We start from the raw sequence: 12,619 nt of genomic DNA on the forward strand, positions 1-12,619 counted from the left end.
TCGGCCTCCTCGTGGCGTCGGTGAACGACGTCTCCGCCGAGGGGAAGCCGGCGGCTCCCGGAGGTGGGGTGCTTCCCCCACCCCACCTCCGGGGCATGGTGCGACTCGAACACATGTTCGAGTCCCTCTCAGCGTAGCTCCCGGCCGATGGATTCCTCAACCCGCCCCACCACGTGGGGGTCAGTCGTGGTCTGATGGTGATGTGAGTGCGCTCGAACACCCTGGAATCCGCAGAGTCGCCGAAGCCCTGCCACCCGCCACCGCCGAACGCATCGTCGTGCTGCCGGACGCCGTGCGGACCGCGGCAGCCGCAGCGGACGCGGTGGGCGTGCAGGTCGGCGCGATCGCGAACAGCCTGCTGTTCGCCGCGGTGCGCGACGGCGTGGCGACCCCGCTGCTGGTGCTGACCTCGGGTGCGCACCGGGCGGACACGTCACTCGTCGCCGAACTGGTGGGTGCGGACGCGGTGAAGCGCGCCGACCCGGAGTTCGTGCGCGAGCACACGGGCCAGGTGATCGGCGGGGTCTCGCCGGTCGGGCACCCAGCGCCGATCGAGACGGTGGTGGACGAGGCGTTGTCCGGCTACGAGGAGATCTGGGCGGCCGCGGGACATCCGCACGCCGTGTACCCCACGACCTTCGCGGAACTGGTGGCGCTGACGGGCGGACGTGTGGCGGTGGTGTCGTCATGACGGCGTCGCCACGCCTGGAGCGCATCGTCGAGATGTCCGCGTCCGAGCTGAACCTCCGCCTCGGTGAAGCGCTCGCGCTGTACGTGACCGCGATGAACTACCCGCCCAGCACCGTCGAGCAGCGTGCCCCGATGTGGCTCGCGCACATGATGCGGGAGGACTGGCGCTGCGTCGTGGCGCTGGGGGAGCAGGACGAGCTCGTCGGCATCGGGTACGGCTATCGCGGCGCCGCCGGGCAGTGGTGGCACGAGCAGGTGCGGCGTGGGCTGATGGCCGTCGCGTCACCCTCCGTCGTCGAGGACTGGCTCACCGACTACTTCGAGCTGACCGAGCTCCACGTGCTGCCGCGCGCGCAGGGCCGTGGCCTCGGCGAGGACCTGTTGCGCCGGCTCTTGGAGAGCGTGCCGTCGTCCCGCGTGCTGCTGTCCACGCCCGAAGGCCCGAGCAAGGCGTGGAAGCTCTACCGGCGCGTCGGTTTCCTGGACGTGTTGCGGCACTACCAGTTCACCGGCGACCCGCGCCCGTTCGCGGTGCTCGGCCGGATGCTGCCTCTCTAGCTCGCCCAGAACCACTCCGACTCCCGTGCCGCGCGCAACGCCTTGCGCCGCAGCTCCGGAGTGAGCCGGGACAGGTACAGCTTCCCGTCGAGATGATCGGTCTCGTGCTGCAAGCACCGCGCCAGCAATCCGGTTCCGCGCACGACCACAGGCTCGTTGCGCAGATCAACGCCACGCACGACGGCCTCCTGTGCGCGCACCGTCGGGTACCAAAGTCCTGGCACTGACAGGCATCCCTCGCCGTCGTCCTGCGTCTCCTCGGACAACTCGACGATCTCCGGGTTGATCACGTACCCGGTCAGCCGTCCGTCCTCGGTGGGGACGTCGTAGCTGAACGCGCGCAGCCCCACCCCGATCTGCGGCGCCGCGAGCCCGGCTCGCCCGTCGGGCTTCACCGTGTCGAGCAGGTCGCTGATCAACGCTTCGAGGTTGCGGTCGAACCGCGTCACCGGGCCGGCACGGCTCATCAGCACCGGGTCACCGAAATATCGGATATCGCGTACTGCCATGCCGTCCAGCCTAGGTTGCGATCACCGGACCACGCCCCTACTCTCACCAATATGCAATATATTGGATATGGGTCACTGAAGGAGCGGGCGGCCGCCGAGATCAGGTCGGCGATCGTGCGCGGCGACCTCGAACCGGGCACCGCCATCAAGGACGTCGAACTGGCCGAGAAGCTCGGTCTTTCCCGCACCCCGGTGCGCGAGGCGCTCGCCACGCTGGCCGACGAGGGTCTCGTCGAGACCAAGCCGCACGCGTACACCCGTGTCACCGCGCTGGAAGCGGAGCCGGTGCTCGACGCGCTCGTTGTCGTGCAGTCGATGCATTCCCTCGCGACCGGCCTGGTCGTGAAGTCGCGGTCGATGACGGCCGAGGACATCGCCGCGATGCGCGCCGCGAACAAGGCCTTCAAGAAGGCGCTCGACGCCAACGACGCCGTCGCCGCCCTGGCCGCCGACGACGAGTTCCACGCGGTGGCCGTCCACCGCTGCAACAACTTCGCGATCGCCGCGACCATCGACCGCTACACCCCGCTGGTCCGCCGCCTCGAACACAGCAGGTTCTCCTCGCCCAACGCCCGTCACTCCGTGACCCAGCACGACCAGATCATCGAGGCGTGCGAGCAAGGCGACCACGCGCTGGCCTCGACCCTGGTCGACAAGAACTGGAGCACGCTGCAGGAGGAACTGTGAACAGATTCCCGCTTCTCTTCGGTCCCTCGCCGGTCCACCGCCTGGACCGCCTGACCGCGCACCTCGGCGGCGCCTCGGTCTGGGCGAAGCGCGAGGACTGCAACTCCGGCCTCGCCTACGGCGGCAACAAGACGCGCAAGCTCGAATACCTCGTCGCCGACGCGCTCGCCACCGGCTGCGACACCCTCGTGTCGATCGGCGGCATCCAGTCCAACCACACCCGCCAGGTAGCGGCCGCCGCGGCGCGCGCGGGCCTGAAAGCCGTGCTGGTGCAGGAAAGCTGGGTCGACTGGACCGACGTGGGCCACGACCGGGTGGGCAACATCCTGCTCAGCCGCATGATGGGAGCCGATGTCCGCCTGGTGAACGCCGAGTTCGGCATCGGCGTCAAACCCGCCTGGGAACAGGCCATCGAGGACGTCCGCGCGTCCGGCGGCAAGCCCTACCCGATCCCGGCCGGCGCCTCCGACCACCCGCTGGGCGGCATGGGCTTCGCGAACTGGGCCGACGAGGTCCGCCAGCAGGAAGCCCAGCTGGGCGTCTTCTTCGACACCATCATCGTCTGCTCGGTCACCGGCAGCACCCAGGCGGGCATGGTCGCCGGTTTCGCGAACGACGCCAACCGCCGCGTGCTCGGCATCGACGCGTCCGCCAAGCCCGCCGAGACTCTCGACCAGATCACCCGCATCGCCCACAACACCGCCAAGCTCCGCGAGGTCACGGTGTCCGAGAAGGACATCCTCCTCGACGACCGCTTCCACGCCGGCACCTACGGCATCGCCGACGAGTCGACAGTGGACGCCATGCGGCTCGGCGCCCGGCTCGAAGGCATGATCACCGACCCCGTCTACGAGGGGAAGTCGCTGGCAGGCCTCATCCACCTCGTGTCGTCGGGTGAGATCGACCGCGACTCCACGGTTCTCTACGCCCACCTCGGCGGCCAGCCGGCCCTGAACGCCTACAGCTCGCTCTTCCCCGCCTGATCAAGCTCTCAACCGCAGTCCCTTCGGTGTGGCACGGAAACCCGCTTCCTGCAGCACCGTCGCGAGGTGCGAGGTCAGCGCGACCTCGCCGTCGGCCCGCTGCACGGCGAGCTGACCGAGCCAGCCGTCACGGACCGCCCGGCTCAGCGCGTTCGCGGCGACGCGCAACGTCGGGTCGTCGTCGGTGAAGGACAGCAGGGACTTGCCGCCCCGCTCGACGTACAGCGCCGGGCTGCCGTCGACCAGGACCGCCAGCGCACCGGCCTTGCGCGCCGGCCGGTGTTTGCCCTCTCCCAGCGGATCCGGCCACGGCAACGCGGCACCGTACGGCTGGGCCGGGTCGGCCGCCGCGAGCACCACGGCAGCCTGGTCGGCCTGCGCCGGCTGACCGGGCGGACGGGACAACGCCCGCAGCCGGTCCACCGCGCCGCGCGCCGCGAACTGGGCCGCGCCCAGCCCTTCGACGACGTAGCCGCGGATCACCTGGCCCGATTCCTCCATGGCCCGCAGGACCTTGTAGACGCCGCTGAACCCACCGGTCACGCGTTCGGTGTCGAGGGCGCCACGGGTCAGCACGCCGTGGCGTTCCAGGAAAGCCTCGGCTCTGGCGTGCGCCCGGCGAGTCGGGTCTTCCGCCGGGCTCACCGCCAGCGACCAGCGGCCCGCGGCCGTCGGCGGACCCGTGCGCGACGGCATGTCCGGACGAGCCGCCCGCAGCCGGGCGTAGCGACCCCGCGGAGCGCTGCGGCGAGGTTTGTGGGCCGCGCCGCCACCGGACACCAACGCGCGCAGCGGAGACAGCGTGTCGTTGGTGATCAGGCCCGCCCACACCAGGTCCCACAGCGCGCCGACGACCTCGGCGTCTGTGCACTCCACGAACAGCGAGACCCGGTTGACCACCTGCCGGAAGAACAGCGCGCCACCGGACAGGGTCTCCAGGACCGCCGTGTGCAGCGGCGACTCCGGGATCGACTCCGGCACCAGGTCGGGCAGCAGCAGATCGGCCACGTCCGTCGGGGCCAGCGCGATCCAGCCGTCGCCACCGGCCAGCGAACCGCAGCCCGTCCACGTCACCTCGCCGGAGGCGGTCAGCTCGTCCAGCAGCGCCGGGTAGTAGCCCGGCAGCCGGGAGGGCAGCAGCAGGGATTCCAAGGCACTCGCGGGAAGTGGCGCTCCCGCGAGCTGTTCCACCACCGAGAACACGTCGTCGACCGTCGGCGCCGAACGCAGCCGCCGGCCCAGACCGTGCCACGACGGCAGGAACCGGCCCAGCGCCGCCGGTTCGACCGGCTCCACCTCGGAACGCAGGCGGGCCAGCGAGGCGCGGCGCAGGCGGCGCAGCACGTCCGCGTCGCAGTATTCGGTGTGCGTGCCGCCGGGCCGCAGCTCACCGCGGACCAGCCGGCCCGTGGCCGCCATCCGTTCCAGGACGCCCGTCACCACGGCCACGCCCAGACCGAAGCGAGCAGCGGGTTCCGCGGCGGCGAACGGGCCGTGGGTGCGGGCATAGCGGCTCAGCAGGTCGCCCAGCGGATCGGCCACCGGTTCGGTGAACGCCTCAGGGACACCAACCGGGAGCGCGGCACCGAGCGCGTCGCGGACCCGGCCGGCGTCTTCGATCGCGATCGTGCGTTCCTCACCGGCGATCCGGACGCGGATCGCCCTGCGCGCGGACACCAGCTCGTCCAGCCACGCGCGGGGCACGCCGCGTTCGAGAGCCTCCGCGTCGGAGAGATCTCCCAAGAACCGCAACAGGTCCGCGGTGTCCTCGGCGTGCCGCGGGCGGCGGTCCTCGGTCAGGCGCCGCAGGCTGCGCTCGACCTCGGCCACGACCTCCGGGTCCAGCAGTTCCCGGATCGCCTCGGAGCCGAGCAGCTCCGCGAGCAGCGTCGAGTCGAGGGACAGCGCCGCCGCACGGCGTTCCGCCAGAGGAGCGTCCAGCTCGTAGAGGAACATGCCGACGTACCCGAAGAGCAGGCTGCGGGCGAACGGCGACGGCGACGGCGTCTCCACCTCGACCACGCGGACCCGGCGCGCGCGGACGTCCGACATCAGCTCGCGCAGGCCCGGCACGTCGTAGACGTCCTGCAGGCACTCGCGCATCGCCTCCAGGACCACCGGGAACCGCTCGTACTTCGCCGCCACCGACAGCAGCTGCGCCGAGCGTTGCCGCTGCTGCCACAACGGGGTGCGCCGTTTCGGATCACGGCGGGGGAGCAGCAGCGAGCGGGCCGCGCACTCGCGGAACCGGGCCGCGAACAACGCCGAGCCGCCGACCTCGGCCACCACGATCTGTTCGACCTCGTCGGGATCGAGCAGCACGTCCTCGGCGCTCGCCGTGATCTCCACGCCCTCGAAGTCGAGCGCGTCGGGCAACCGCAGCACGATGCCGTCGTCGGAGTGCGCCGCCTGCACCTCGACGCCACGGCGTTCGCGCAGCCGTGCCGCGATCGCCAGCGCCCACGGCGCGTTGACCTGGGCGCCGAACGGGGAGTGCACCACGAGCCGCCAGTCACCCAGCTCGTCGCGGAACCGTTCCACCAGAACGGTTCTGTCGTTCGGGACGTGCCGCGTCGCCTCCCGCTGCTCGCTCAGGTACGCCAGCAGGTTGTCCGTCGCCCACTTGTCCAGCCCGGCGGAGGCGGCCCGTTCGCGAGCGGCCGAATCCTCCATCGTGGACACTTCGCGGAGGAACTTGCCCATCGCGCGGCCGAGTTCCAGCGGACGGCCCGGTGCGTCGCCCTTCCAGAACGGCATCCGCGCGGGCTGACCCGGCGCGGGCACCACGATCACCCGGTCGTGGGTGATGTCCTCAACCCGCCACGACGACGTGCCCAGCAGGAACGTGTCGCCGACCCGCGACTCGTAGACCATCTCCTCGTCGAGCTCGCCGACCCGTGAACCGGGACCGTTCTCCGATGGCGGCGTCATCACCGCGAACAGCCCGCGGTCGGGGATCGTGCCGCCGGACGTGACCGCGAGCCGTTGCGAGCCGGGCCGCCCGCGCAGCTCGGAGTTCACCCGGTCCCACGTGATCCGCGGCCGCAGCTCGCCGAACTCCTCGGACGGGTACCGGCCCGACAGCATGTCCAGCACCGCGTGCAGCGCCGAGTCCGGCAGCCCGGCGAACGGCGCCGCCCGCCGCACCAGCGCGGTCAGCTCCTCGACCGTCCACGTCTCCATCGCCACCATCGCGACGATGTGCTGTGCCAGCACGTCCAGCGGGTTGCGCGGGAACTTCACGGCCTCGATCGCGCCGTTCTGCATCCGCTCCGCCACCACCGCGCACGACACCAGGTCGCCGCGGAACTTCGGGAACATGACGCCCCGCGACACCGCGCCCACCTGGTGCCCGGCGCGGCCGACGCGCTGCAGCCCCGAAGCGACCGACGGCGGCGCCTCGACCTGCACGACCAGGTCGACCGAGCCCATGTCGATGCCGAGCTCCAGCGACGACGTCGCCACCACGCACGGCAGCCGCCCGGACTTGAGGTCTTCCTCCACCGCCGTGCGCTGCTCGCGTGACATCGACCCGTGGTGCGCGCGGGCCACGGACGCGGTCTTCTGGACCGTGAGCCCCGACTGACCGATCGCCTCGGCCGGGAAGGACTCCAGCTCGGTGGCTTCCTCCGCGAGCTCGTTCAGGCGCGCGGTCAGCCGTTCGGCGAGTCGCCGCGAGTTCGCGAAGACGATCGTCGACCGGTGTGCCCGCACCAGTTCGAGCACCCGTGCCTCGACCGACGGCCAGATCGAGGCGCGCTGCTCGGCTCCCGCCGCCGAGCCCGAGACCTCACCCGTCGGCTGGCCGAGCAGCGACATGTCCTCGACCGGCACCTCCACCTCGACCTGGATGGTCTTGGGAGTCTTCGGCTGCACCACCGACACCGGGCGGCCGCCGGAGAGGAACGTGCTGATCTCCTCGACCGGCCGCACCGTCGCCGACAGCCCGATCCGCTGCGCCGGCCGTTCGAGCAGCGCGTCCAGCCGTTCCAGCGACAACGCGAGGTGCGCGCCGCGTTTGGTGCCGGCCACCGCGTGCACCTCGTCGACGATCACCGTCTCCACGCCGCGCAACGACTCGCGCGCCGACGAGGTCAGCAGCAGGAACAACGACTCCGGCGTCGTCACCAGCACGTCCGGCGGAGTGCGCCCGAACGCCCGCCGTTCCTCCGGGGACGTGTCGCCCGTCCTCATCCCGACCGTGATCGACGGCTCCGCCAGTCCCAGCCGGTGCGCGGCCTGCCGGATCCCGGCCAGCGGCGCGCGCAGATTTCGTTCGACGTCCACCGCCAGCGCTTTCAACGGCGAGACGTAAAGGACCCGGCACCGTTTTTTCGGCTCCGCGGGTGCGCCGGAAGCAGCCAGCCGGTCGAGTGCCCACAGGAACGCGGCCAGCGTCTTGCCGGAACCCGTCGGGGCGATGACCAGCGCGTGCTCGCCCGCCGCCGCGGCCGCCCACGCGCCGGTCTGCGCCTGGGTGGGCGCGGCGAAAGCCCCGGCGAACCACTGCCTGGTCGCCGGTGAGAAAGCCTCCATCACGTCCATGGGCACCATCATGACGGCGGGGTCTGACAATTTCTGATTACGCAGGTCCGAGCACCTGCCGGAGGCCGCTGTGGCACGATCACCGAAGTACGTCCTGCGAGGGGAGCACGGTGCGCGTCCTGTCCGTCGACCTGGGCACCGCCAACACGGTTGCGGTGCTGTCCGACCACGGTGTGGTGGATCTGGACGGAGGGCCGACCATGCCCTCGTCCGTCTACCTCGACGAGGACGGCACCCTTCGCGTCGGCAGGGAAGCGGAGCGGCGTTCGCGCCAGGACCCGTCGCGCTACGAGCCGAACCCGAAGCGCCACATCGACAAGGCGACGATCAAGCTCGGCGAGACGAACCTGCCGGTCAACGACGCGCTCGCGGCCATCTACGCGCGCGTGTTGGAGTCCGTGACCCCGTTGCTCGGCGGCGGTCAGCTCGACGAGATCCGCCTCACGCACCCCGCCGAATGGGGCCCGACCAGGCGCAACAAGCTGCTGTCCTCGGCGAGGCTCGCGGGCATGACCGGCCAGCTCGTGCCGGTCCCCGAGGCCATCGCGGTCGCGTCGCTCGGTGGCGGCCGCCCGCTCGCCGTCTACGACTTCGGCGCCGACACGTTCGACGTCTCCGTGCTCGACTCCGAGCACCGCATCCTCGCCGACGGCAGCCTCAGCGACGTCGGCGGCCTCGACGTCGACCAGGCGCTGCTGGAGCACATCGGCCGCGCGGTCTCCCACAAGGACCCGGCCGGCTGGCAGCGGTTGCTGCGCCCGGTCACCGTGGACGACCACCGCGCCCGCCTCGGCCTGCGCGAGGAGCTGCGCCTCGCCAAGGAGGACCTCTCCGAGCTGCCTCAGGTCGAGGTGATGATGCCGGAGCCGTTCGAGAAGGTCGTCGTCACGCGCGCCGAGCTGGAGGCGCTGATCCGGCCGAGCCTGATCCGCAGCGCCGAGCTCCTCATCACCACCGTGCAGAAGGCCGGTGTCACGCCGGAGCACGTCTACCTCGTCGGCGGCTCCTGCCGGATGCCGCTGGTCGCCCAGGTCATCGCGGAGAAGGTCGGCATCGTCCCGACCAACCCCGACCACCCGGAGACGATCGTCGCGTCCGGCGCGCAGGTCGTGGACCGCGCGACGATCACGTTGAAGGCAGAGGACGACAAGCCCAAGTTCGTCGAACCGCCCACGGTCGTCACCACGCCGGTCAGCCCCTCCGTCAGCGGCTCGTACCCGGTCAGCCCGACGACCAGCGGCTCGTACCCGGTCAACCCGAACGTGAGCGGGCCGTACTCGGCGAGCGGCTCGTACCCGGTCACCGCGCCGTACCAGGTGAACCCGTCGGTCAGCGGCAGCTACCCGATGAACTTCCCGCAGCAGGCGCCGAAGAAGGACAACAAGAAGGTCCTCCTCGGCATCGGTGGCGCGGTCGTGGCGCTGGCCGTCGTGATCGGCGCTGTGTTCGCGTTCTCCGGTCCGGACCTGCCCAGCGCGGACGAGTGCAAGGACGACACCGCCCAGGACGGCCAGGGCTTCACGAAGTGCCTGCGCCAGCTCGCGGGCCACGTGCCCGACGGCGGAGGCTGCGAGAAGGCCGGCTCCGCGCAGATCACCGGCATGGAGGAGATCAAGGGCACGGTCGTGAGCTGCACGATCCGCGACGGCTACGAGGTCCAGTACATCCTCACCGACAGCGTCACCGGCGCCGAGAACAACGCCGACGCCATCGCGAAGTCGTTCCAGACCGACCGCGTCGAGGCCGACTGGACCGGCAACGGCCTGGAGGGCACCTACCGCGCGGCCACCTCGACCGGCACCGGTGTGCTGGTGTTCACGGCCAAGGGGCGCCCCATGTTCGGCATCCTCACCAAGCACGCAGAGGAGAACGCCGACGAGCTCAAGCCGGACGAGATCGCCGATTTCTTCGAGAACTCCGTTCAACCGGGTGAGTAAGCGCCCCTGATGGACCTGTCGGCGCGCGGCTGAGCGTGCCACCATCGCGATCATGGTGACGGTCGCGCCGCAGGTCGAACGCGTGCAGCGCAAGGTCGTCCGCGTGCTGACCGGCACCCAGGTCCTGGGGTCGGCCGCGGTGACGATCGGGCTCGCGATCAGCACGCTGATCGCCGCGTCGCTGTCCGGATCCGATGCCGTCGGCGGGCTCGCGCAGACCGCGGCCGTCGCCGGAGCCGCGTTGCTCGCCCTGCCCGGTGCCCGTCTGGCGCAACGGCGTGGGCGCCGGCCCGCGCTCCTCCTCGGCTACGGGGTGGGCGCGCTCGGTGCGTTGGTGGCCGCTGTCGCCGTGAGCGCCGGGCTGTGGCAAGTGCTGCTGGTGGGGCTCCTCCTGTTCGGAGGGGCGTCCAGCGCGAACTACGCGGCTCGTTATGCCGCAACGGATCTGGCGGATCCGCAACGCCGCGCGCGCGAGCTGTCCCGTGTGGTGTGGGCGGCCATGATCGGCGCGATCATCGGGCCGAACCTCGCCGATCCCGCCGGGCGGACGGCTGCTTCGCTGGGGCTGCCGGTGGGCGCGGGACCGTTCCTGCTCGCCGCTCTCGTGCTCGGCGCGGCGGCGCTGGTGATCCAGCTCGGGTTGCGGCCGGACCCGTTGGTCGTCGTGAAAAGCACTCGACCGGTTGAATCTCCGCACTGCTCCGGCGGAGGCACACCCGGTGGTCTGAGGATCTGGGGATCGCTCGGGCCGATGGCGCGGCTTGCACTCGTTGGAGTGATGTTGTGCCACACCGCGATGGTCGGGCTGATGTCGATGACGCCGGTGCACATGAACCACTCCGGGTCGTCGTTGCGCGTGGTCGGCATCGTGATCAGCCTGCACGTCGCCGCGATGTACGCCGCGAGCCCGTTGTTCGGGTGGATGGCGGACCGGCTCGGGCGCGTGCCGGTGCTCGCGATCGGCGCGTCGCTGGTGGTGGCGGCGTCCGGGATCGCGGGGATGGCGCCGTCGCACGACGCTCCGCAGCTTGCCGCGGGACTGGCGCTGCTCGGGTTCGGCTGGTCGGCGGGGCTGGTGTCGGGATCCGCACTGCTGACCGAGTCCGTGCGGGTGGAGGACCGGCCGGCCGCGCAGGGACTGTCCGATCTGGTGATGAACGTCGGTGGCGCCGTTGGTGGCGCCGTGTCCGGGATCGTCGTCACCGCGTGGTCGTACGCGGCGCTCGGGCTGATCGTGGGGTTCACCGCGCTGCCGCTGCTGATCGTGTGCCTCTTCGCATCGCTGCACAGGCCCGTTCGTTAGTGTCTGCAGGTGCGCATCACCATGTTCCGCAAGCTCATGGCAGGGGAGTTCGGCCAGGTCAGGGCCGAGATGATCGCCCGTGACCACGTCCTGTCGTCGCTCGGCGGACGCACCGCCGACGAGGCTCTGGAGGCGGGGATCGGGGCCAAGGAAGTCTGGCTCGCGGTCTGCGACGCGTTCGAGATTCCCGAGAATCGTCGCTGAGCTGGCCCTTCGGAGTGTCGCGTGTGCTCGAACACGTGTTCGGCTAGAGTGGCCCCGACCCCGGCTTCGCGAAATTGTCAGACCCCGCCAGTAGCGTCAGGTCCAACATGACGAAGCAACGGCAGACGACAAGAGGTGGACCCAAGATGGCACCCGCAGCACCCGACCGGGACAAGGCGCTCGAGCTGGCCCTGGCGCAGATCGACAAGCAGTTCGGCAAGGGCTCCGTGATGCGCCTCGGCGAAGAGGGCCGCGCCCCGATCGAGGTGATCCCGACCGGTGCGATCGCGCTGGACGTGGCGCTGGGCATCGGCGGTCTGCCGAAGGGCCGCGTCGTCGAGATCTACGGTCCTGAGTCCTCCGGTAAGACCACCGTGGCCCTGCACGCCGTCGCGAACGCCCAGAAGGCCGGCGGCATCGCGGCGTTCATCGACGCGGAGCACGCGCTCGACCCCGAGTACGCGAAGAAGCTGGGCGTCGACACCGACGCGCTGCTGGTCTCCCAGCCCGACACCGGTGAGCAGGCGCTCGAGATCGCGGACATGCTGGTCCGCTCCGGCGCGCTCGACATCCTGGTCATCGACTCGGTCGCCGCGCTCGTGCCGCGCGCCGAGATCGAGGGCGAGATGGGCGACAACCACGTCGGTCTGCAGGCCCGCCTGATGAGCCAGGCGCTGCGCAAGATCACCGGTGCGCTCAGCGCGTCCAACACGACCGCGATCTTCATCAACCAGCTGCGCGAGAAGATCGGCGTGATGTTCGGCTCCCCGGAGACCACGACCGGTGGTAAGGCGTTGAAGTTCTACGCCTCCGTGCGCCTGGACGTCCGCCGCATCGAGACCCTGAAGGACGGCGGCGAGCCCGTCGGCAACCGCACCAGGGTCAAGGTCGTGAAGAACAAGGTCGCGCCGCCGTTCAAGCAGGCCGAGTTCGACATCCTCTACGGCCAGGGCGTCTCGCGCGAGGGCTCGCTCATCGACATGGGCGTCGACCAGGGCATCCTGCGCAAGTCCGGTGCCTGGTACACCTACGAGGGCGACCAGCTCGGCCAGGGCAAGGAGAACGCGCGGAAGTTCCTGCGCGACAACCCGGACATCGCCAACGAGATCGAGAAGCGCATCAAGGACAAGCTCGGCATCGGCGCCACCCTCGACGCCGAAGAAGCCGCTCCCGCTGCGCCGGTCGAGTTCTAAGAGGTAGCAG

Annotated in this window: 10 protein-coding genes; 8 read left to right on the forward strand and 2 right to left on the reverse strand. The window is 70.7% G+C overall.

Features of this window, described 5'->3' with window-relative positions:
* Window positions 1-202: 202 nt before the first annotated feature.
* Together C8D87_RS30180 and C8D87_RS30185 are read left to right on the forward strand one after the other, a co-directional pair.
* Window positions 203-691, forward strand: coding sequence for a YbaK/EbsC family protein (locus C8D87_RS30180; protein ID WP_233440110.1), 489 nt, complete (start codon window positions 203-205; stop codon window positions 689-691).
* The gene (locus C8D87_RS30185; protein ID WP_109640531.1) at window positions 688-1,248 is read left to right on the forward strand and encodes a GNAT family N-acetyltransferase; all 561 of its coding nucleotides are present in this window, start codon (window positions 688-690) and stop codon (window positions 1,246-1,248) included. Before C8D87_RS30180 ends, C8D87_RS30185 begins: the two co-directional genes overlap by 4 nt.
* On the opposite strand, the gene def is transcribed toward C8D87_RS30185, so the two are convergent.
* Window positions 1,245-1,757, reverse strand: a complete 513-nt coding sequence (def, locus tag C8D87_RS30190; RefSeq protein ID WP_112229218.1) for a peptide deformylase — start codon at window positions 1,755-1,757, stop codon at window positions 1,245-1,247. The two genes, C8D87_RS30185 and def, sit on opposite strands and share 4 nt — an antisense overlap.
* Before the next feature lie 51 nt (window positions 1,758-1,808).
* Between def and C8D87_RS30195 the strand changes: the two genes are divergently transcribed.
* Both C8D87_RS30195 and C8D87_RS30200 read left to right on the forward strand, forming a co-directional pair.
* On the forward strand, window positions 1,809-2,444 hold the full coding sequence (locus tag C8D87_RS30195) for a GntR family transcriptional regulator (protein ID WP_112229219.1): 636 nt from the start codon (window positions 1,809-1,811) through the stop codon (window positions 2,442-2,444).
* The gene (locus C8D87_RS30200; protein ID WP_112229220.1) at window positions 2,441-3,427 is read left to right on the forward strand and encodes a 1-aminocyclopropane-1-carboxylate deaminase; all 987 of its coding nucleotides are present in this window, start codon (window positions 2,441-2,443) and stop codon (window positions 3,425-3,427) included. The genes C8D87_RS30195 and C8D87_RS30200 overlap by 4 nt, the downstream gene beginning before the upstream one ends.
* Here the strand turns inward: C8D87_RS30200 and C8D87_RS30205 are convergent, their stop codons facing one another.
* Complete coding sequence (locus C8D87_RS30205) at window positions 3,428-7,972, reverse strand: ATP-dependent helicase (protein ID WP_170166632.1); 4,545 nt, start codon at window positions 7,970-7,972, stop codon at window positions 3,428-3,430. It abuts the gene before it with no gap.
* Window positions 7,973-8,082: 110 nt separating this feature from the next.
* Here C8D87_RS30205 and C8D87_RS30210 point away from each other — a divergent pair, with 110 nt between their 5' ends.
* From C8D87_RS30210 to recA, 4 genes are all read left to right on the forward strand, one after another.
* Window positions 8,083-9,909 carry an Hsp70 family protein gene (locus tag C8D87_RS30210; protein ID WP_112229222.1) on the forward strand — a complete coding sequence of 609 codons (1,827 nt, stop codon included), beginning with the start codon at window positions 8,083-8,085 and terminating at the stop codon, window positions 9,907-9,909.
* A gap of 52 nt (window positions 9,910-9,961) precedes the next feature.
* A complete protein-coding gene (locus C8D87_RS30215) occupies window positions 9,962-11,212 on the forward strand; it encodes an MFS transporter (protein ID WP_109640525.1) in 1,251 nt (416 codons plus the stop codon).
* 9 nt (window positions 11,213-11,221) lie between these two features.
* Entirely contained in the window at window positions 11,222-11,416 is a 195-nt protein-coding gene (locus C8D87_RS30220; protein WP_170155231.1) for a DUF3046 domain-containing protein, read from the forward strand.
* Between the two features lie 146 nt (window positions 11,417-11,562).
* Window positions 11,563-12,609 (forward strand): recombinase RecA, encoded by a 1,047-nt coding sequence (gene recA, locus C8D87_RS30225; protein WP_112229223.1) that lies wholly within the window; start codon window positions 11,563-11,565, stop codon window positions 12,607-12,609.
* The last annotated feature ends 10 nt before the right edge of the window (window positions 12,610-12,619 follow it).

The organism is Lentzea atacamensis, assembly GCF_003269295.1.
Lineage (GTDB): Bacteria > Actinomycetota > Actinomycetes > Mycobacteriales > Pseudonocardiaceae > Lentzea > Lentzea atacamensis.

Excerpts from the sequence above, each read along its gene's own strand:
- C8D87_RS30185 (WP_109640531.1), top strand. The coding sequence starts at position 688 with ATGACGGCGTCGCCACGCCTGGAGCGCATCGTCGAGATGTCCGCGTCC.
- def (WP_112229218.1), bottom strand. The coding sequence starts at position 1,757 with ATGGCAGTACGCGATATCCGATATTTCGGTGACCCGGTGCTGATGAGC.
- C8D87_RS30195 (WP_112229219.1), top strand. The coding sequence starts at position 1,809 with ATGCAATATATTGGATATGGGTCACTGAAGGAGCGGGCGGCCGCCGAG.
- C8D87_RS30205 (WP_170166632.1), bottom strand. The coding sequence starts at position 7,972 with ATGGACGTGATGGAGGCTTTCTCACCGGCGACCAGGCAGTGGTTCGCC.
- C8D87_RS30215 (WP_109640525.1), top strand. The coding sequence starts at position 9,962 with ATGGTGACGGTCGCGCCGCAGGTCGAACGCGTGCAGCGCAAGGTCGTC.
- recA (WP_112229223.1), top strand. The coding sequence starts at position 11,563 with ATGGCACCCGCAGCACCCGACCGGGACAAGGCGCTCGAGCTGGCCCTG.